This window comes from Vibrio sp. 3-2(1), from assembly GCF_963887575.1.
In the GTDB taxonomy this organism is placed as follows: Bacteria; Pseudomonadota; Gammaproteobacteria; order Enterobacterales; family Vibrionaceae; genus Vibrio; species Vibrio anguillarum.
The window spans coordinates 25,475-44,995 of sequence record NZ_CAWPGB010000003.1 but is presented as its reverse complement, the minus strand read 5'-3'; the positions used below and the strand labels follow the sequence as shown (position 1 = coordinate 44,995).

Here is a 19,521-nt window from a genome sequence, read left to right as displayed (position 1 = left end):
TAACTTTCTCTATACCGATGTCACTTATGGCTCTTTTTTCTTCCGCTCCTTGCTCTATTTGTGTATTACGACTGTCAGCTATTGGTGATGTTTGCAATGCAGTAGCCGCTGTGCAGGCGATTCAACATCAATGGCCTGAAACCCAAATCACATGGATCACCGGAAAGCTAGAAGCACAGTTGATTAATGACTTGCCGAATGTGAGCGTGATTGTATTCGACAAAAAACAAGGGTGGAAAGCGTATAAAAAACTGTGGGCAGAACTCAAAGGGCAATCATTCGATGCCCTATTGCATATGCAATATGCGTTTCGCGCCAGTATTGCCACGCTTGGCATTAAGGCTAAATATAAACTCGGTTTTGATGTAGCCCGCAGCCAAGATTTCCAACACCTATTTACCAATGTAAAAGTGACATCGCCTCAAGCACCTCATGTATTAGATGGCTTACTCGCGTTTGCAGAGTGCCTTGGAGTCAAAAAGCAAGAACCTAAGTGGTCACTAACTTACTCGGATTCTGATCATCAATGGGCTAAGCTGCAACTTTCAGATTCAAAGCGTAATTTAGTCGTGGTTCCTGCCGCGAGTAAGGCCTATAAAAATTGGACCGCTGAAGGTTATGTAGAAGTGATAACTCATGCTCAACAACTCGGTTGGCATGTCATTTTGGCGGGTAGCCCTGCGCAAATTGAAATTGATCTAGCGGCCGAAATAACGAGTAAACTTACTCAGCCGATATTTAATCTCGTCGGTAAAAGCCAGCTTAAAGAGATGTTGGCCCTGCTCGACTTAGCCGATTTAGTGATAGCCCCAGATACAGGCCCAACGCACATGGCCAATGCGATGAATACACCTGTATTGGGGTTGTATGCACACCATAATCCACTGCGTACTGGGCCTTATCAATACCGCGATTATGTGGTGTCGGCCTATGAAGAAGCACTGCTTGCAGAAACGGGTAAAACGAAAGACCAAGTAAGTTGGCGTACCCGCGTAAAAGACAAACAAGCGATGCAACGCATTCAACCGCGCAATGTGATCCAAATGTTCGATAAAATGGTCACTGATTTTCAGCTAGCCCCAATTTCAGAGGAATTATTGTGAGCAAACCTACTTTAGCCGTTGCGCTGATCGTTAAAAATGAAGCGCAACATCTGCAAGCTTGCTTGGAAACTGTTCATCAATGGGTAGATGAAATCGTCGTCTTAGATTCAGGTAGCAGTGATAATACCGAAGAGATTGCGCGCCGTTATACTGACAAGTTTTTTGTCAACTCGCAGTGGCCTGGGTTTGGCCCACAGCGCCGCTTAGCGCAGTCTTATGTCGAATCTGATTATGTGTTGTGGTTAGATGCAGATGAACGCGTGACCAAGGAGTTAAAAGATAGTATTCAACAAGCGGTCGCTGCTAATAAACCCAATACACTGTATCAATTTGCCCGTTTAAGTTGGGTTTTTGGCCGCTATATCCGTCATTGTGGCTGGTATCCTGATCGGGTATTACGCCTCTATCCGACTCAATTAACTCAATACAATGATGCCTTAGTACACGAAAAAGTCGAAGTGGCTGATGGAATGAAAGTCGCTAAGCTTTCTGGAGACGCGATTCACTATACCTACAATGATATTCATCACTACTTGGTAAAATCCGCTGGTTATGCTAAAGCTTGGGCGGAACAACGAGAAAAACGCGGTAAAAAAAGCAGTATTAGCCAAGGTCTTTTGCATGCTATTGGCTGTTTTTTGAAAATGTACGTTGTAAAAGCAGGCTTTTTAGATGGTAAGCAAGGCTTCTTGCTCTCTTTATTATCGGCGCACTCAACCTTTGTTAAATACGCCGATTTATGGGTTAGAACCAGTACTGAGCCACCCAAGGATTAAGCTCAGCTAACACTGCATTAATATCAATGCGGCTCATATCAGCCTGAGTTTCTTTGTCCGCTGCTTGCGGTGGACAAAATGCAATGTGGCGGCCTTGTGAGTTCAATGGCCGCCAACGAAGTGGTGTGGCTGAACGTTTGGCGGGGAAAAATCCAACGGTTGGTACATCAATCGCTGCCGCAATATGTAAAGGCCCAGTTGAGCCTGCTATAAAAATATCAGCGCAAGCAATCGAGCGTGAGAAATCAACAAGCCCTTCATTTTTATCATACAGTGCCGCTCTTCCACCTTTTTCTACAATTAATGCGTTTAATTGCGCCGCTTTCGCCTCTTCACCAGGCCCTGCCGTGAGGATAATTTCTTTCTCGCCATCAAGCCCCATCACTAACTGCGTGTATTGCTCTAGCGACAAATTATTCGCCGAACCTCCGCTTCCGGCGTGTACAAACACCCACGGTTTACTGGTATCGAGATGAAGTTGCGCTGCCAGCTTGCTTTTTTGTTCAGCAAGCATCGCTTGGTCAAATTGCAAATAAGGTGCGCTCGGCTCGACAACCTCTTTACCAATATCATGTAAAAAAGCGCGCACCAAATCCAAGTTATATTCATATTCCGGTTTTGCCGATTGAGAACGTTTTTGCTTAATTCGTTTGTTGTAAAAAATTTGAGCAAATTTAGTCGCTGGCGCTAAACGATAAGGAATACGAGACTTCCAAACTAATAGTGCATTGTAAGTGGTCGAGAATAGGTTGATAGAAGCATCAAAGCGTTGCTGTTTAATCGCTTGAATACATTGCTTTTTCTGCGCAGAGGACGCGTTATCTGTTGGGTCGACCATCACTGCATCAATCCATGGGCAAAGCTTTGCCAAAGCTACCGTATAATTGGGCACTAATGCGGTAATATGACAATCAGGCAGCGATGCTTTCAACATTGCAAAACTTGGCCATGCCAGCATAAAGTCACCAATTTTGTCGTTACGGATCACCAACAACTTCTTCATCGTCTCTTCTCTCGTTTTGTCTCGCTGTCTATTGCGGGTTACATCATACCGAGTTCAATAGGTTATTTTGAGTCTTTTTGTTACTATCAATGCGAGCTAACTGTTATGAGTCTTCCGTTGTGAGTCAAAAAAGAATCTCTCGCGTTATTTACCCAGGCACTTTTGATCCCATCACCAATGGTCATTTAGATCTTATTGAGCGTGCCGCCAGCATGTTTGATGAGGTGATCATCGCGGTTGCCGCCAGCCCAAGCAAAAATACCATGTTTACTTTAGAAGAACGGGTCACGTTTGCCAGCCAAGTGACTCAACACCTAGGCAGCGTTACTGCTAAGGGGTTTTCAGGGTTAATGGTCGATTTCGCACGCAATGAAAAAGCCAATGTGCTGATCCGAGGTTTGCGTACTACGGTCGATTTCGAGTATGAATTTGGTTTAACCAATATGTATCGCCGCCTAATGCCAGGGCTAGAAAGCGTATTCCTAACGCCATCTGAAGAGTATGCGTTTATCTCTTCAACTATTGTGCGTGAAGTGGCTATTCATGGCGGCGAGGTGGATCAATTTGTCCCTGAGATCGTCGCTAAAGCGCTACATAGCAAAAAAATCTAACACTTATTGGTCCAACCTACTTTTGGCAAGAAGAGCAAAAAAATGTGTTTCGTTGAGCTATTTTTTGCTCTTCAATTGCTTCACCACACACAGGGCAAGGCTGCTTTGCTTTGCCGTACACATTGAGTTCTTGAGCAAAATAGCCCGGTTTACCATCCGCTTGAGCAAAGTCTTTTAAGGTGGTACCACCTTGTTGTATCGCGCTCGCCAGTACTGATTTTATCTCGCTCACGAGACGAACCCACTCACCCTCTGAGATTGAATTGGCAGGTCTTGTTGGGTGGATTCGCGCATTAAACAGTGATTCACTCGCATAAATATTACCGACCCCCACCACAACTTTGTTTTCCATAATAAATTGTTTAACGGCAATACGCTTACTCTTCGCTTTATGAAGCATATAATCGGCACTGAATTCTTCGGTTAATGGTTCAGGCCCAATATTACTGAGCACCGAGTGACTTTGCCCTTTTTCACACCATAACCACGCACCGAATCGACGCGGATCGTTGTAGCGCAAAACTTTACCATTGGTCAGCTTGAGATCAACGTGATCATGCTTACCCGCAGCAAAATCGCAATCGAGTACACGCAATGACCCCGACATGCCCAAATGAACAATGGCACTGCCAATGTCCGTTTCTATTAACAAATATTTCGCTCGGCGCGAGATGGTGCGAATCACTTGCCCTTCTAACTGTTTCAGCTCTTGAGGGATGGCCCAACGTAATTTTGGCGTGCGAAATGTCAGTTGCTGGATCGTTTGTCCAACTAGATGCGGGCTAATCCCCATTTTACTTACTTCAACTTCGGGTAACTCAGGCATGATACATCTCGATTCTTCATTCGTCGTTATTGGGTATTGGTTATTCGTTCTTGGTTTGTTCAACGCTCAAAGAGAAATAAAGGCTCAGTTCGGAAAAAGAAAAGCTTCTTCTACCGAAAGTGCCACCCATTTCTCTTGCCAATTTTTCAATAACCAAAACTGGGGGGTTTGGTAGTAGGTTATCCTTTGCGGCTCTTCGCGATCCTGATACCACACCTCCACGGTTTGTGGGTTACGTAGTAGAGACGCAAGCGACTCGTAAGTGGCATCATCTACTTCTGTACCAACTAAACTCTGCCAGCGTTGTGCCAATATTTCAGGAGCAACTGAAATTGCTTTGCTTGATCGCCAACGATTTTGATTCAGTTCAAGTGACCAGTCAGTAAAATGCAGTGCTTGCAGCTGTGCATTTGGATTAATCACATAAGGATAAGGGCTAGCAGGCGGTTCAATAAGATAAGTTTTGATGACTGTGGGTAAATTCAAAATGGCAATAAAAGCAATAACAGCCAAGATAAGAATATTATTCCAACGGCGGCGATTGATACGCATAAGTGATCCCTAAGAGTTTATCTTTGAGTAACTTAGCACATTATTGTGAGAGCTGACATTGCAGGGTACAAATTCCAGACAATAAAAAACCCAGCCAAAGCCGGGTCTTTCAATGCTTACAAAGCGTAAAATCAATTACTTGATTTTGCCTTCTTTGTAAAGAACGTGCTGGCGAACTACTGGATCAAATTTCTTGATCTCAAATTTGCCTGGCATGTTGCGTTTGTTCTTGTCAGTTGTGTAGAAGTGACCAGTACCTGCAGAAGATATTAGTCGAATTTTCTCACGAATGCCTTTAGCCATTGCTCAATTCCTCTTAAACGTTTTCGCCACGTGCACGGATATCAACAAGAACAGCATCAATGCCTTTCTTATCGATGATACGCATGCCTTTAGCAGTTAGACGTAGTTTAACAAAACGTTTTTCGCTCTCTACCCAGAAACGATGAGTTTGTAGGTTCGGCAGAAAACGACGCTTAGTAGCATTTCGTGCGTGTGAACGGTTGTTACCCGTTATTGGACGCTTACCAGTTACTTGGCATACTCGGGACATGAATGTCTTCTCCAAATCGTTTCAGCTCGATATCAACCTTGGTGGCCGAACCTCGTTCTCGATGTATTAAGAAGTTTGAGGTTAAAAACCGTTATGGAAAATCCATACAAGGCTATCAAAGGTCGCGTATTATACTAACTTGACATGCATTGCTCAAGACCCGAACAGATCCTTTTTACGGATTTGGCGATCTTTTTTTAAGCAGAGCTGATTTAGGTTGATAATTTAGTGCGCGAATCATACCAGAATAATCTTAAGTCACAACCTAAAATGTGATTCAAATCCACCCTCTTTCTGCAAAAGAAATTACCTCGCCATCGCCCACCACAAAATGGTCCAAAATACGGATGTCCACTAACGCAAGCGCATCGGTTAATCGGCGTGTGATTCTGCGATCGGCTTGGCTAGGCTCAGCAACGCCTGACGGATGATTATGGGCCAATATTAATGCCGCCGCATTATGGTGGAGTGCTCTTTTAACTACCTCTCGAGGGTAAACGCTGGCCGCGTCAATCGTCCCCTCAAACAATACTTCATCACTGATCACTCGGTGTTGATTATCCAAAAACAGAATATAGAAGGCTTCTCGATGGCGATCGCGTAGCACACTCGATAAATAAAGCTTGGTTTGCTCTGGGCTAGTCAAAGCGCCACCTCGTTTGAGCGTTTCGGCCAAATAGCGCTGCGTCATTTCAAGCACCGCCTGCAATTGAACGTATTTGGCTTCGCCCAACCCTTTATGGCGGCAAAACTCTTGCTGGTTGGCCGAAAAAAGCGCTCGAAGTGATCCAAACTCGCGCAGCAGCAGATCCGAGAGAGCGAGCACATTCATTCCTTGAGTGCCAGTACGAAGGAAAATCGCCAGCAGTTCAGCATCCGATAATGCCTGAGGACCGCGAGCAAGCAATTTTTCGCGTGGCATTGATTCTGTGGGCAGTGATTTGAGGCTCATTAAGCACTCCTAGGGCTAAAGGTACTCAGACAACATAGAGAAATAGCCAAGCCTGCAACTTTGCTTCTCTTTATTTAGGCTTGATTCATGGTTTTTTGTAATTGATAAGTGATGAAAGACGCAGAAACACTCGTCCAATATGAAAGGATTGAGCGGATCATAAGGTCACTCGATGCGAGAGTTGTGCTAACATAATGCGCAGAATTTTTGAGGAAAAGATAATGCAAACACTGGCAGGAAAAAAGATTCTGCTCGGCATTAGCGGCGGTATTGCTGCGTATAAATGTGCTGAGCTAACGCGTCGCTTGATTGAACGAGGCGCTCAAGTACAAGTGGTGATGACCCACGCTGCAAAAGAGTTTATAACGCCACTGACCATGCAAGCCGTCTCTGGCAGGCCAGTTTCAGATAGCTTATTAGACCCAGCCGCCGAAGCGTCTATGGGCCATATTGAACTTGCCAAATGGGCAGACTTAGTCCTACTGGCTCCCGCGACTGCGGATCTCATCGCGCGCGTCGCCGCAGGGATGGGTAATGATTTACTCACCACTTTGATTTTAGCCACCAATGCGCCAGTGGCCGTCTCGCCGGCAATGAATCAGCAGATGTATCGCAATATCGCCACACAAGAGAATATTGCCACGCTTAAACGTCGAAGCATGATGATTTGGGGCCCTGCAGCTGGTGAACAGGCGTGTGGCGATGTTGGCCCAGGCCGCATGCTTGAGCCAATGCAATTGGTTGAGCGCTGCGAGTTTTTTTTCCAAACAGAGGTGGCAAACAACACACTGCTCGCCGGTAAGTCACTGTTGATTAGCGCAGGCCCAACCCGTGAAGCACTCGATCCAGTTCGCTATATCAGTAACCACAGTTCAGGCAAAATGGGGTATGCGATTGCGCAGGCCGCCGCTCAATTGGGCGCGAAAGTGACTCTGATCAGTGGCCCGGTCAATTTGCTCACACCGCCACAAGTACAACGTATTGATGTGGAAAGTGCCTGCGATATGCATCAGCAAGTGATGGCGCAAGCGCAATCACATGATGTGTTCATCAGTTGCGCCGCCGTAGCCGACTATCGCCCTGAGATCGTCGCCGATCAAAAGATCAAAAAAACCGATGCGAGCGATCACATGCTCATCACCATGGTCAAAAATCCCGACATCGTCGCCAGCGTAGCTGCATTGAAAGAAAACCGCCCGTTCACGGTAGGCTTTGCGGCTGAAACGCAGCAAGTTGAAAAATATGCCCGCGCTAAACTGCTCAACAAAAAACTGGATATGATCTGCGCCAATGATGTTTCTGTTGCGGGCCAAGGCTTTAATAGTAACGACAATGCGCTGACCGTTTATTGGCAAGGCGGAGAGCAAGCATTACCTTTGAGTTCAAAATCTGCATTAGCTCACGCGCTGATGCAACTGATCGCGAGTCAACTGTAGGCTACAAACAGACGTTCTAAGCTTCTTTTAGGGTTTATAGCGTTTATTGGGTGGTAAAATCACCACCCAGTTCAATCATTTTCATTTTTACGCTACGCAGTCCGAAAACTGTCCGTTAAACTACTGCGCTTAATGGACAATACCCAAACCATCTGAAGGGTATAAATATTTGCTCACAAGCATGTGGTAACTAAAAGGAAATCGGGTCATGGCCGTCAATAAGAAAATCAATCGTCGTGAAGAGATTCTACAAGCACTCGCTGAAATGCTGGAATCTAACGATGGTGCATCACGCATCACCACAGCAAAGCTAGCCAAACAAGTGGGCGTTTCTGAAGCGGCTTTGTACCGTCATTTTCCGAGTAAAGCACGGATGTTTGAAGGCTTGATTGAGTTTATTGAAGAGTCTTTAATGTCGCGGATTAATCGCATTTTGGATGAAGAGAAAGATACACTCAACCGCATCCGCTTAGTGCTACAGCTTATCTTGGCTTTTTCGGAACGTAACCCGGGCTTGACACGAATTTTATCCGGCCATGCTCTAATGTTTGAAAATGAGCGACTGCGTGAACGGATCAACCAACTGTTCGAACGCATAGAAACGTCACTACGCCAAATCCTTCGCGAACGTAAACTGCGTGAAGGTAAATCCTTCCCCGTCGACGAAAGCATTTTAGCCGCTCAACTGCTTGGCCAAGTGGAAGGAAGCCTAAATCGCTTTGTGCGATCTGACTTTAAATACCAACCGACGGCAAATTTTGAAGAGTATTGGGCATTATTAAGCGCTCAGATTCAGTAAAAACAAACCACCACCGTCGTGACAAAGAATCATCATCAGTGAAAGAATCAAGAGTAATGAGCAAAGAAAAATACGGTAAACCTGAGTTTTCCCTCTCGCTACTGCACCCTAAATATTGGGGCGTGTGGCTTAGCTTTGGGCTACTCGCTTTAGTGGTCAACCTGCTTCCTTATTCTGCGTTACTAAAAATAGGACGCAGCATGGGCGCGTTTGGAATGCGCTTTGCTAACAAGCGAGTACACATTGCCACGCGTAATCTACAGCTATCTTTTCCAGAGAAAAGTGCAGGTGAGATTGAGCATATTGTTAACGAAAACTTTAAAAACACCGGCATGGCACTGATAGAAACCGGAATTACTTGGTTTTGGCCGACTTGGCGTTTTGCTCGCCTACTTGATGTGAAAGATGTCAGCGCCCTTTTGCAACTCAAACAAGAAAAACGTGGCGCACTGCTGTGTTGCGTACATGCGTTAAATTTAGAAATTACGGCACGTGCTTTTGGTGTAATAGGCCTTGAAGGCTATGGCGTTTACCGCCCACACAGCAACCCTGCGTATGAATTTATCCAATACCGTGGTCGCACACGCAATGGCAATAAACTTATCTACCGCACCGACATTAAACAGATGATCCGCGTACTCAAACAGGGCGAGCGCCTATTTTATCTACCCGATCAAGATTACGGCCATAACAAATCGGTGTTTGTTCCCTTTTTTGCGGTCAAAGAAGCGTGTACCACCACAGGCACCAGTATTCTGGCTTATACTAGCCAATGTGCAATTGTCCCTGGTTCAGGGTTTCGAAACGCCAACGGAAAATATGAAATCATCGCCGATAAAACCATTGATGGCGACTATCCAAAAGATGACATGACCGCCGCCGCCGCTTACATGAATAAATACGTTGAAGAAGTGATTCTACGCGCACCAGAACAGTGGATGTGGCTGCATAAGCGTTTTAAATCTTTGCCAGATGAAACGTTAACTAACTCTCGCTATTTATAACTAGAAAAAGGTTTTGCTTTCAATGAGCAACAACGAAAACAGCACAGACAAACACTTGCACAACCCCACATTCCAATGGTCTTTTTTACACCCAAAACATTGGGGAACTTGGATTGGGATCTTCTTTGCCGCTCTGTTCGCCTTTATGCCACCCGTATGGCGAGATAGGCTAGCACGCAAATTATCCACCTTTGCGGTACGTAAAAACGGCCGTGTTGTACGCCGCACGCGAGTGAATCTGGAAAAATGCTTTCCTGAAAAATCCCCGCAAGAACGCCAGGCTATTTTGGAAGAAACCTTTGTCAAAGCAGCACAATACATGCTCGGTTATTCGGAGTTTTTGGTTCGTTCCACAAAACACAATCAGCAACGCGGCATCATGATTGGTGAAGAGAACTTATTGCCATTGTTAGATGCTGGCGAGAACGTGATCATCCTCGCACCTCACGCTTGGGCGGTCGATTACCCTGCGGTAATGCTTGCGGCAAAAGGCTATAAAGTAACCACCATCATGAAGCCACAGCGCAATCCTATCGGTGATTGGTTAATGCACGTCCAACGCATGCAATATGGCGGGCGTATTTTTGCACGTGATGCTGGGGTAAAACCGTTTGTACGTTCAATTAAAGATGGATACTTAGGCTACTGGCTGCCCGATGAAGACTTTGGCCCGGCCAACTCGGTCTTTGTTCCATTCTTTGGCACTGAAAAAGCCACGTTAAAAGGTTTTGGTAAAATGGCGCGCCTATCAAAGGCGAAAGTCGTGCCAATTTTGCCTGCTTATAACGATAAAACCTGTAAGTACGAAGTGCATATTTTGCCTGCATTAGAAAACTTTCCAACGGGCGATGAAGAGCAAGATGCACGCGCTATGAATAAGGCGATTGAAGATTTAGTCACACCACGCCCAGAACAGTACATGTGGAATTTATCACTGTTGAAAACGCAGCGTGATGGCTCGGAAATTTACGATAACTCGCACCATGGCGATCAAAGTTAATCGCTAGAATAACTAAACTAATAACAAATAAGCCCCGAGCGACAAACTCGGGGCTTTTACTTTTCAATAAGTGGCTTTACGATTCGCAAATAAGTTGATGCTTAAATTCCGTACTGAGCACGATACGCTTTTACCGCCTCAAGGTGCTTAGCATCTGCCCCTTTCTCTTCAAGGTAAGTAACCAGATCGGTCAGGCTAACAATTGAGATGATCGCGCAACCAAAATCACGCTCGACTTCTTGAATTGCAGAAAGCTCTCCTTTGCCTTTTTCTTGGCGGTCAATTGCTACCAAAACACCAGCAAGATCCGCACCGTTAGCTTGAATGATTTCCATCGACTCACGAATGGCAGTACCAGCCGTAATGACATCATCCACCAGCATAATGCGCCCTTCTAATGCGCTACCGACCAAGTTACCGCCCTCACCGTGGTCTTTCGCTTCTTTACGGTTAAAGCAATACGGCGTATCAACATCATGATGATCAGCCAACGCTACTGCAGTTGTAGCCGCAATTGGGATCCCTTTGTACGCAGGTCCAAATAGCACATCAAACTCAATCCCAGAATCGACCAAAGCAGCGGCATAAAAACGCCCTAAGCGCGCTAAATCACGGCCAGTATTAAACAAGCCAGCGTTAAAGAAATAAGGGCTTTTTCGGCCAGACTTCAAAGTAAACTCGCCAAACTTCAAGACTTCTTTTTCTAGTGCAAATTCAATAAATTCACGCTGGTATGCTTTCATGATTTTCTCTCTCTTAACTCATACACTTTGGTTTATTTCGCTTTCTCAACAAGAACAACCCCCTCCTAGCCTCCCCCTAAAAGGGGGAGGTACTAAGATGATGAATTCCCTCCACTCAAGGGCGATATTAGGAACACTTCCTTCATTCCCTCTCCTTATAGGGGAGGGTTAGGGTTGGGGTCATCACGTACAACAATACAATGAATAAAACGGGCAAAAAAATAGCCCCCAACTGGGAGCTACTTGATCAATCTAATAACGATGCTTTCTGCGCTTCAACAATATCAGCGATGCCTTTCTTGGCAACGGCCAGTAAATCCATCAGCTCTTCATGGCTAAACGGTTCACCCTCTGCGGTGCCTTGAATTTCAATCATCTTACCGTTTTCAGTCATCACCACATTCATATCGGTATCAGCGGCAGAATCTTCCACGTATTCCAAATCACATAAAATGTTTTCACCCAAGATGCCTACTGAGACAGCAGCAACATGGCCCTTCATTGGATTCTTCTTCAATTTACCGCTAGCAACCAGATGAGCAAACGCATCCGCCAGTGCCACACTTGCGCCCGTAATTGATGCAGTGCGAGTACCGCCATCCGCTTGAATAACGTCACAGTCAACCGTGATCATCACCTCTGGCATTGCCTCTAAATCCACCACAGCACGTAAACTGCGAGCGATGAGACGTTGGATCTCCATGGTGCGGCCACCTTGTTTACCGTTGGTCGCTTCACGACGAGTCCGTGAATGGGTTGCACGTGGCAGCATGCCGTATTCGGCAGTAACCCAACCTTTACCCTGACCTTTCAACCAGCGAGGAACACCCTCTTCGACAGTGGCATTACACAATACTTTGGTATTACCAAATTCCACCAATACTGACCCTTCAGCATAAGCAGTGTAGTTGCGAGTGATTTTAATTGGGCGAATTTGATCGGCCGCGCGGTCATTTGGACGCATAGTGCATCTACCTTTTATCGGGTGAGACGGAATCGATTGGGGCGAGATTATAGCGGATTAGCCGCCTTGACGCTAGGTTGGTCACCCTTTGCATTGGCGTGAACCTAGTACACGCGTGAAGCTAGTGCTAACATACCTCTCGTTTGATATTTCATCTTCGTGAGCAAAGGACAAATCAATGATTTACAGCATGACCGCGTACGCGCGTAAAGAAGTTAAAGGTGATTGGGGTACCGCGGTATGGGAAATTCGCTCGGTAAACCAACGTTATCTTGAAACCTACTTCCGCCTGCCGGAACAATTTCGTGGTCTTGAGCCTGTACTGCGTGAACGCTTTCGCCAACGTTTAGCGCGCGGCAAAGTAGAATGTCACTTACGTTATGAAGCAAACCCTGCGGCTAAAAGTGAGCTGAATATCAATGAAGCACTCGCCAATCAAGTGATTAAAGCCGCCAACCAAGTAATGCACATGACAGGCGAGCTAAGCCGCATTAATCCGTTTCAAATCATGCAGTGGCCCGGCGTAATGGAAACACCAGAACAAGACATGGACAGTATTAATAAAGCCTTATTAGCAGGCTTTGATGACGCAATCATTGAATTCATTGACGCACGTGGTCGTGAAGGTGACAACATGAAGGCGTTAATCGAACAACGCCTGACGGCGATCAGTGAAGAAGTAGTAAAAGTGCGCGCACGCATGCCAGAAATCCTGCAATGGCAACGTGAACGTCTATTGACTAAGTTTGAAGAAGCAAAGATTGAGCTTGATGCGACACGCGTCGAGCAAGAGCTGATTTTACTTGCACAAAAATCAGACGTTGCCGAAGAGTTAGACCGCCTCGATTCTCACGTCAAAGAAGCACGTAATGTGCTCAAGAAAGGCGGTTCATGTGGCCGTAAGCTCGATTTCATGATGCAAGAATTTAACCGCGAATCGAACACGTTAGCCTCGAAATCAATCAGCACCGACATCACGGCCTCCGGCGTCGAACTTAAGGTTCTGATTGAGCAAATGAGAGAGCAGATCCAAAATATCGAATAGTTTTTCAGCTTCGGCGATTCAGATTAAGTGGATGACGATGGATAAAAACACGGAAGGCACCATGGCCTTCCGTTATCTAGTTAACTCACAAAATAACCATGTAGGCTACTTACTGACACTGATCATTTCGTTGAAGTACTCGACTTGCTGTTCCATGCTCAGACTTTGATTATTTGAACCCAACGCCCAGATAAAGAAACCACCGTAACCATTCTCTTTTTGCCACTTGGCACGGTTGAGGTTGTTTTCACGGCTCTCCACAAAATTGCCGTTTGGCCCCCACTGGCTATTGATCGTATTGCCCAAAACAATTTTCGACTTATCTCCAATGTATTGAGCGTAATTGGCCATCGCGACATCGTAGAGGAAGTTTTGGCTGGCGTCATAGGTCATGACGTTGAAGAAGTCGAAATCGTTCTTGGTTGCTTGTAACAGATCGATCACTTCACCATGGTGAGACGAGCGACCTGATGGCTCAACGTAAGAACAATTTTCAAACACACTTGAATCCATGCATGCCACAGGATCAGCACCGACATGGTATGTGGTCAGCGACAACACTTTATTGTCTCCCACTTTTTGGCGTATCAGTTTAATCAATGCGGTTAGGTCTTGGTTCTCTTTATCGGTAATGCGCGCGGCTTTCTCGAAGTCGAAGTCAAGACCATCGATTTGCACATAACCCGCTAATTGGTACTTGCTGTAATCACATTGGCCATCACCACCCGTCGCAAGGCAGTCACCCACTACCTCTTCTGGTTTTAGGTTCTTCTTATAGACAGGGAAGGGTTTGTTGACCAATTCAACGAGGCCATTGGCCACCGCCTCCCGATTTACATCGCTACCAATCGCAGACCAAATACTTTCATAAGTTTGACCACCAAACGCGACCATCATGGTGACATTGCTATTATCGTGTTTTAAGGTTGACCACGCTAAGTACTGAGATGGCATCCAATCTGGGTTGTAACTTGGTGGGGTTACCATGTCATCAGAAATCGTAATGTTACCGCTAGCATCCCATTTACCAAACGATAATAAATAACCGTCACCTTCAGAATTAAACAGTTTTTCATAGTCGTTTAATCCCCAAGAAGTGAGATAACTAATGGCACGGTCTGGGTTATCGGCAAGGCCACCACCACCGGTACTCGCTTTCACTGTAATATTGGATGGGGCTGACATTTGCTCTTGATTGGCACTGTTGAGCGCCTTTGCGTAAATAGCGTAGTTACCTGCTTGCGCTCCAATCCACTCATATTCATAAGGTGCTTCGGTGTCTTGATTCAGCACCTTGCCGTTGGCAATAAACGTCACGGACGCCACCTCGCCTTCATAGCTCTTAGCATCCGCTTTGATTGAGATCGCTCGGCCTTCAAAGAAGCTTGAACCGTCTACAGGGGAAGAGAGTGACACCAGCAGATCTTTATCAGTAATGGCAATCGAAATCGGTGCAGTTTGAGCACTTGCACCTTGATCGTCATACGCGGCAACCGTAAGTGTGTATTGTCCTTCAACTTGAGCAGGCACAGTGATGGTATAGAGATCGCCCGAAGAAGAGGTGGATGTTGCAACGACTTCGCCATTCAATTGAACATCGACACGCGCCACTTGGGTATCGTCGCTCGCCTCAACGACCACCTCAAATGGCTGATTGGGTGCTATTTTTTGTCCATTTTCTGGCGATTGAACATGCACTTCAGGAACAGGGTTAGGATCGCACTCACCAACGTCATTCCATGCATCTTTCCATGCATCTGGATAATTTGGATGCCCAGTACCCGGTGTCCATACTGGGTTACCACACCAACCTGCGATTTTACATGAGTAGATATGGCCAATATTGGTTACCTCATCTCCCACTTGATAGCTCACGCCATCTTGGTACTGAGCAACGTCACCGCAACTACCACTCACATCAGTAACCGTAATCGTCAGATTTTTTTGTGTTACATGCCTTCATCATCTTGCGCTTCAACACGTAATGCAGCGCTTCCGGCCGTTTGAGGGGTCCAGTCACAAGAGAACACTTGCTCTGTTTTGGCATCGATACTGCAAACTTCGGTGTCATTAGCAAAAAATTTAACGGTAGCCAGATCATTATCAGCATCGGTCACTTCAGCAGAGATCGTCAAACTTGTGCCTTGTGGGTGGGATGATCCCACTTCTGGGGAAATGAACTCAACGACCGGAGGATTAGGCGCCGTCGATTCTGACTCGACAGAAACAGGCACGCTTTGCTCAGAGAGCTTATCGCCTTCCTCATTGAACGCGATAACTGAAATGGAGGCCGCTCCTATCTCTTGCGGTTGCCACACTTGCTGATATTCGGTGACACCTTGCTTCAATGGTTGTTGAGCAATTTTGTCTTGGTTAGCCCAAAACTCAAGCTTACCGGCACTCTCACCATCAATACGAGCCATAATGCTGACGTCTGTGCCCGTGTATACCACTGAATTTGGCGCTGGAGAGAGAATATCTAGCGAAAAATCGGGCGGTGGTGTGATGCCCCCTTCCATTTTCACAATAACAGAATCTTCAAAAGCACTCAGGTTTTCCAATGAGCCAGCAAAAGCGATCGTCAAGTAGAGTGACTCTGAGGAATTCAGAACGCTGTCAACCCAAGCACCTTCAGGGAATTTAAGCGCCACTGAATGGAGAATTCCGCCCGCTTGAGCAGTATGAGATAAACTCCACGTAGGATGGGATAGCGCCGATGATTGCCAACCTATATCGTTAATCGCAACGGGTAATACAAATTCGATGACCGCATCGCGCATATCCGCTGACTCTGATCCTGTATTTTTAATCGCTAAGGTGTAAGTGCTCCACCATTGCCCCTCTGACTCAGCGACCGCATCCGCGCTAAACTCAACAGCAATAGCCTGAGATATTGGGTTTAGCAATAGACCCGAAAAAAGCATGGTTAGGCCTAAGACCCGGTAATAGTTTTTGTCGGCCATTGAGACTGGCGTGTTTTTTTGATTAAACATTATTTTATACCCTCATATTAAATTTATAATATTCAGTATATTTATTAGCACCACCGTTAATAATTAACATCAACAATTTTAGATTAAAATATTTTTTGGAATGACAATCAATGTTTATTTAAAATCCAAATAATCAACATGAATACATTAAATTATATTGATAATATTTTTAAATAAATTAAAGACATGATAAATTTGAGTTTTTATTATAATTAAATTTAAACATGAACATTATATTACCCATATTTAAATAAGTGACATTAATCCAAGAAAAATATAACAAAGTGATAAGTTTCATCATAAAAATGAGCCCCCGATAGGAGGCTCATTTTATTTTGAGATTGCAGAGGTAGTGCTGGGTAATATCTTAACACTCAGTCGTTTGTCTGCTTGTAAATATTGATTAGCAACATGACGCAGATCATTCGTACTCACCTGATTGATGGCGTGACGAACCTCCTGCCAACGACTATAGCGATGCGGATAAGTTTGAGCTAGCGATGCGATATCAAGCCAAAATACATTCTTTTCTGGCAGGCTATCTAACCATTGTAGAAGCGGTTGTTTCGCTCGTTGCAACATATCAGCATCAATGCCATGATCAGCTTTCACTCGAGACAATACCGCATCGAAACTCTCTTCCACTAATTTAAGTTGCGTTGTGTCTGTCACACTGAACAGCCCCAAATAACCAAATCCTGTGGGAAGAAAATCATTGCTGCTAAATGGGTAAGGTGAGTAACTCGCGCCAGCCTTTTCTCTCACTTCTTCCGTCAACAAAATACTGAGAACCTCTTCAAGCAGCATCAGTTTTGCGTAGTGTTCGGCATTCACCTTATCAGTCGTTGGCCACAGCCAAGCCAGTGCCGCGGCATTGGCTGAACCTTGATGCTCAACAATATGTGAAGCAGGCAATGATGGAAACTCAACGCGCTCAACTTGCAGCTCTTTTTCTGGATGACGCGGCAAAGCGCCCAGTGTTTTAGCAACCGATCGAATCGTTTTCTCTTCGTCAAGATCACCCACAATGGCAATTTCTAAAAGGCCTTTATCTACCGCCGAGGCAAACACTGAAACTAATTCTGAAAAATGACGCTTTAACAGTTCCTCGTCATGGCTACGAAATCGTGGGTCGTCAGGGTGCAATAATTCAGGTAACACCGTCCAAAATGCCTCTTCTGGCGTCGTGTTCTGGCTGTTACTCGCTGCCAGTACTCGTTGACGAAATTGGTTCATCCCCTCTTCTCGCCAGCCCGGGCTCGTTAAAAATGCCGTTTGCAGTGCTAACTGTTGGTCAAGCGACGCTTGATTGGTGAAATCCTGACTCGCAAAACCAAGCGTTCCGACATTGAACCCCGTCGTCACATTGGCAGCAGAAAAGAGATGAATTAACTGCTGAAACGAATGCTGCTCTAACCCACCAGCAACAAAGCCATCATTAAACAGTGCCTGAATTCCCTCTTTTCTAGGTAATGGATATTCGCCAAAACCTAATGAAAGATTGAGGTAGATGACGTTTTTCTCTAACTCGGTTGGCTTGATGTTGAGCTTAACGCCATTGGCAAATTTCAACATCCGAATCCCCGTTTCGGGATCTCGCTTGTCGTGAACGAGCGTGCCCGCCTCACCAAATTCACGGTAGGCAAATGCCTCGACCGATGATATTTGATAAGGCTCTACTGGCTGTTTTTGGCTTTGTTCATATACATCGAGTAGCGTTTGATTGATTTTCTCAACCTGGTATGGCCCAGAAAGATAAATCCACGGCTTACCTTGCCAACGTTCTGTAAGCAGGTCGTGCAATCGAGCGGCGGTGATTTGAGGTTGATAAGCTTCAAAAAGAGCAAGCGCGAACGTCGGTTCAATCGGGACAAATTGCTGAGCATCACTTGTCACTAGGCCTTGCGCAATCGAAAAACTATGCAAGGTATCGCTACTTGCTTCTCTTTGCTGATAATCAGCATGCATTGCCTTGATCGCTTGATCAATTTCGTTCTGATTAAAGCCGTATCGAATCGCTTGTCGCACCGTCTGTTCAAGTAATGTCAGCCCATGCCGCCACTGCTCGGGCAAGGTTACCAGTGACAATTCCATCCGTGATGCGATACCGAAATCTTGTTCAATATGAACAAAAGCATTCGTTATCCCCTCTTGGTCTATCAGATGGGGAAGTAACCGTTGGTAGAGTAAGTTCGACAATATTGATTCAAGGATCATTTCATGGCGACTTTCAACGCTATCTGCCTGTCGCTCTTGTGGTGCAATCACACCAAGCGAAATTTGGGTCGGCAAACGAGCATCAAAGAAAGCATCAGCTTGCAAGTGCGTCCTTACTGCAGGCAACATCAAATGGTCAGCCCGTAGCGGTACCGCATCCCGGTGAGGTACCCAGTTAGAAAAAAGTCGTTTGATCTGCTCTTCGGCCTGAGCAACATCAAGGTCTCCCACCACAATGATTGTGGTGCGCTCTGGCGTGTAAAAGCGTTGATAGAGTGAACGTAACTGCTCTGAGCTAGCATGTTTTACTACATCGAGATCACCAATTGGCAAACGTTTTGACAAAGGGCTCCTCGGATATAAGAAACTAAGTTGTTGACGATAATTCTCAACATCAGCGGAATTTCTCTCTTTCCATTCCGCCACAACAACCGGTTTTTCTTGCTCCAACGCCTTTGGCTCAAGCTTAAGGCGATCCGCAATCTCTCTCATAAGCCACAAACCAGTTGCTACTTTTTGTGAGTCTCCTTGAGCAATATTGAACTCATACACGGTTTGATTGAATTGAGTCACCGCATTGGTATCGGATCCAAAACTTAGTCCTAAGCGTTCAAGTTGGCGAATCATCTCCCCTTCGGCTACAGAGTCCGAACCTTTAAACGCCATGTGTTCTAAAAGATGCATCAAGCCTTGTTCTTGATCTGACTCGACTAAAGAACCACCCGCAATGCGCATACGCATAATGACAGCATGAGCAGGTGTCGTGTTATGGACTAATTGGTACCTTAAGCCGTTTTCAAGCTGACCTTCGTGAATGCGATGACTTTTAGGTAACTCCGTCGATAGCGAACTGGCCGATATGACAAGCAGCAATAATAAGCTCAATGGGTGAAAAAATAGAATATTACGCAAATTAAGATTCTCAGTATGTATGGAACGACACT

The 19,521-nt window shown here is 45.5% G+C and carries 17 protein-coding genes and 1 pseudogene; 8 read left to right on the top strand and 10 right to left on the bottom strand.

Annotation, left to right across the window (positions count from 1 at the left end; genetic code table 11):
* Positions 1 to 26 precede the first annotated feature (26 nt).
* A complete protein-coding gene (locus AACQ79_RS01010; protein ID WP_170899572.1) occupies positions 27 to 1,103 on the top strand; it encodes a glycosyltransferase family 9 protein in 1,077 nt (358 codons plus the stop codon).
* The gene (locus tag AACQ79_RS01005) at positions 1,094 to 1,879 is read left to right on the top strand and encodes a glycosyltransferase family 2 protein (protein WP_053309707.1); all 786 of its coding nucleotides are present in this window, start codon (positions 1,094 to 1,096) and stop codon (positions 1,877 to 1,879) included. Before AACQ79_RS01010 ends, AACQ79_RS01005 begins: the two co-directional genes overlap by 10 nt.
* On the opposite strand, the gene AACQ79_RS01000 is transcribed toward AACQ79_RS01005, so the two are convergent.
* The gene (locus AACQ79_RS01000) at positions 1,848 to 2,882 is read right to left on the bottom strand and encodes a glycosyltransferase family 9 protein (RefSeq protein WP_170899571.1); all 1,035 of its coding nucleotides are present in this window, start codon (positions 2,880 to 2,882) and stop codon (positions 1,848 to 1,850) included. The genes AACQ79_RS01005 and AACQ79_RS01000 overlap by 32 nt on opposite strands.
* 119 nt (positions 2,883 to 3,001) lie before the next feature.
* Between AACQ79_RS01000 and coaD the strand changes: the two genes are divergently transcribed.
* Positions 3,002 to 3,493, top strand: coding sequence for a pantetheine-phosphate adenylyltransferase (gene coaD, locus AACQ79_RS00995; protein ID WP_170899570.1), 492 nt, complete (start codon positions 3,002 to 3,004; stop codon positions 3,491 to 3,493).
* Between the two features lie 16 nt (positions 3,494 to 3,509).
* Here the strand turns inward: coaD and mutM are convergent, their stop codons facing one another.
* The 5 genes from mutM to radC form a co-directional block, all read right to left on the bottom strand.
* The gene (mutM, locus tag AACQ79_RS00990; RefSeq protein ID WP_170899569.1) at positions 3,510 to 4,319 is read right to left on the bottom strand and encodes a bifunctional DNA-formamidopyrimidine glycosylase/DNA-(apurinic or apyrimidinic site) lyase; all 810 of its coding nucleotides are present in this window, start codon (positions 4,317 to 4,319) and stop codon (positions 3,510 to 3,512) included.
* Positions 4,320 to 4,403: 84 nt separating this feature from the next.
* Entirely contained in the window at positions 4,404 to 4,871 is a 468-nt protein-coding gene (locus tag AACQ79_RS00985) for a hypothetical protein (RefSeq protein WP_013855728.1), read from the bottom strand.
* Between the two features lie 135 nt (positions 4,872 to 5,006).
* Positions 5,007 to 5,174 carry a 50S ribosomal protein L33 gene (rpmG, locus tag AACQ79_RS00980; protein WP_010318992.1) on the bottom strand — a complete coding sequence of 56 codons (168 nt, stop codon included), beginning with the start codon at positions 5,172 to 5,174 and terminating at the stop codon, positions 5,007 to 5,009.
* Between the two features lie 13 nt (positions 5,175 to 5,187).
* Entirely contained in the window at positions 5,188 to 5,424 is a 237-nt protein-coding gene (gene rpmB, locus AACQ79_RS00975; protein WP_004397476.1) for a 50S ribosomal protein L28, read from the bottom strand.
* A 277-nt stretch (positions 5,425 to 5,701) separates the two neighbouring features.
* Positions 5,702 to 6,376: a RadC family protein gene (radC, locus tag AACQ79_RS00970; protein WP_010318993.1), complete on the bottom strand. Its 675-nt coding sequence runs from the start codon at positions 6,374 to 6,376 to the stop codon at positions 5,702 to 5,704.
* Between the two features lie 221 nt (positions 6,377 to 6,597).
* Between radC and coaBC the strand changes: the two genes are divergently transcribed.
* The 4 genes from coaBC (at position 6,598) to lpxM (ending at position 10,615) form a co-directional block, all read left to right on the top strand.
* Complete coding sequence (coaBC, locus tag AACQ79_RS00965) at positions 6,598 to 7,812, top strand: bifunctional phosphopantothenoylcysteine decarboxylase/phosphopantothenate--cysteine ligase CoaBC (protein WP_069573315.1); 1,215 nt, start codon at positions 6,598 to 6,600, stop codon at positions 7,810 to 7,812.
* Between the two features lie 208 nt (positions 7,813 to 8,020).
* Positions 8,021 to 8,611, top strand: a complete 591-nt coding sequence (gene slmA, locus AACQ79_RS00960) for a nucleoid occlusion factor SlmA (RefSeq protein WP_013855724.1) — start codon at positions 8,021 to 8,023, stop codon at positions 8,609 to 8,611.
* A gap of 56 nt (positions 8,612 to 8,667) precedes the next feature.
* Entirely contained in the window at positions 8,668 to 9,615 is a 948-nt protein-coding gene (gene lpxL, locus AACQ79_RS00955; RefSeq protein ID WP_017048263.1) for an LpxL/LpxP family Kdo(2)-lipid IV(A) lauroyl/palmitoleoyl acyltransferase, read from the top strand.
* 22 nt (positions 9,616 to 9,637) lie between these two features.
* A complete protein-coding gene (gene lpxM, locus AACQ79_RS00950) occupies positions 9,638 to 10,615 on the top strand; it encodes a lauroyl-Kdo(2)-lipid IV(A) myristoyltransferase (protein WP_029189937.1) in 978 nt (325 codons plus the stop codon).
* Positions 10,616 to 10,716: 101 nt separating this feature from the next.
* Here the strand turns inward: lpxM and pyrE are convergent, their stop codons facing one another.
* Both pyrE and rph read right to left on the bottom strand, forming a co-directional pair.
* On the bottom strand, positions 10,717 to 11,358 hold the full coding sequence (pyrE, locus tag AACQ79_RS00945) for an orotate phosphoribosyltransferase (RefSeq protein ID WP_170899567.1): 642 nt from the start codon (positions 11,356 to 11,358) through the stop codon (positions 10,717 to 10,719).
* A 247-nt stretch (positions 11,359 to 11,605) separates the two neighbouring features.
* A complete protein-coding gene (gene rph / locus AACQ79_RS00940; RefSeq protein WP_017042236.1) occupies positions 11,606 to 12,322 on the bottom strand; it encodes a ribonuclease PH in 717 nt (238 codons plus the stop codon).
* Positions 12,323 to 12,500: 178 nt separating this feature from the next.
* Between rph and AACQ79_RS00935 the strand changes: the two genes are divergently transcribed.
* A complete protein-coding gene (locus AACQ79_RS00935) occupies positions 12,501 to 13,367 on the top strand; it encodes a YicC/YloC family endoribonuclease (RefSeq protein WP_013855720.1) in 867 nt (288 codons plus the stop codon).
* Between the two features lie 105 nt (positions 13,368 to 13,472).
* Here AACQ79_RS00935 and AACQ79_RS00930 read toward each other — a convergent pair.
* Positions 13,473 to 16,360: pseudogene (locus tag AACQ79_RS00930) on the bottom strand (Ig-like domain-containing protein).
* Between the two features lie 330 nt (positions 16,361 to 16,690).
* Complete coding sequence (locus AACQ79_RS00925; RefSeq protein WP_170899566.1) at positions 16,691 to 19,489, bottom strand: M16 family metallopeptidase; 2,799 nt, start codon at positions 19,487 to 19,489, stop codon at positions 16,691 to 16,693.
* Between the last annotated feature and the right edge of the window lie 32 nt (positions 19,490 to 19,521).

Excerpts from the sequence above, each read along its gene's own strand:
- AACQ79_RS01010 (WP_170899572.1), top strand. The coding sequence starts at position 27 with ATGGCTCTTTTTTCTTCCGCTCCTTGCTCTATTTGTGTATTACGACTG.
- AACQ79_RS01000 (WP_170899571.1), bottom strand. The coding sequence starts at position 2,882 with ATGAAGAAGTTGTTGGTGATCCGTAACGACAAAATTGGTGACTTTATG.
- mutM (WP_170899569.1), bottom strand. The coding sequence starts at position 4,319 with ATGCCTGAGTTACCCGAAGTTGAAGTAAGTAAAATGGGGATTAGCCCG.
- AACQ79_RS00985 (WP_013855728.1), bottom strand. The coding sequence starts at position 4,871 with ATGCGTATCAATCGCCGCCGTTGGAATAATATTCTTATCTTGGCTGTT.
- rpmG (WP_010318992.1), bottom strand. The coding sequence starts at position 5,174 with ATGGCTAAAGGCATTCGTGAGAAAATTCGACTAATATCTTCTGCAGGT.
- rpmB (WP_004397476.1), bottom strand. The coding sequence starts at position 5,424 with ATGTCCCGAGTATGCCAAGTAACTGGTAAGCGTCCAATAACGGGTAAC.
- radC (WP_010318993.1), bottom strand. The coding sequence starts at position 6,376 with ATGAGCCTCAAATCACTGCCCACAGAATCAATGCCACGCGAAAAATTG.
- coaBC (WP_069573315.1), top strand. The coding sequence starts at position 6,598 with ATGCAAACACTGGCAGGAAAAAAGATTCTGCTCGGCATTAGCGGCGGT.
- slmA (WP_013855724.1), top strand. The coding sequence starts at position 8,021 with ATGGCCGTCAATAAGAAAATCAATCGTCGTGAAGAGATTCTACAAGCA.
- lpxL (WP_017048263.1), top strand. The coding sequence starts at position 8,668 with ATGAGCAAAGAAAAATACGGTAAACCTGAGTTTTCCCTCTCGCTACTG.
- lpxM (WP_029189937.1), top strand. The coding sequence starts at position 9,638 with ATGAGCAACAACGAAAACAGCACAGACAAACACTTGCACAACCCCACA.
- pyrE (WP_170899567.1), bottom strand. The coding sequence starts at position 11,358 with ATGAAAGCATACCAGCGTGAATTTATTGAATTTGCACTAGAAAAAGAA.
- rph (WP_017042236.1), bottom strand. The coding sequence starts at position 12,322 with ATGCGTCCAAATGACCGCGCGGCCGATCAAATTCGCCCAATTAAAATC.
- AACQ79_RS00935 (WP_013855720.1), top strand. The coding sequence starts at position 12,501 with ATGATTTACAGCATGACCGCGTACGCGCGTAAAGAAGTTAAAGGTGAT.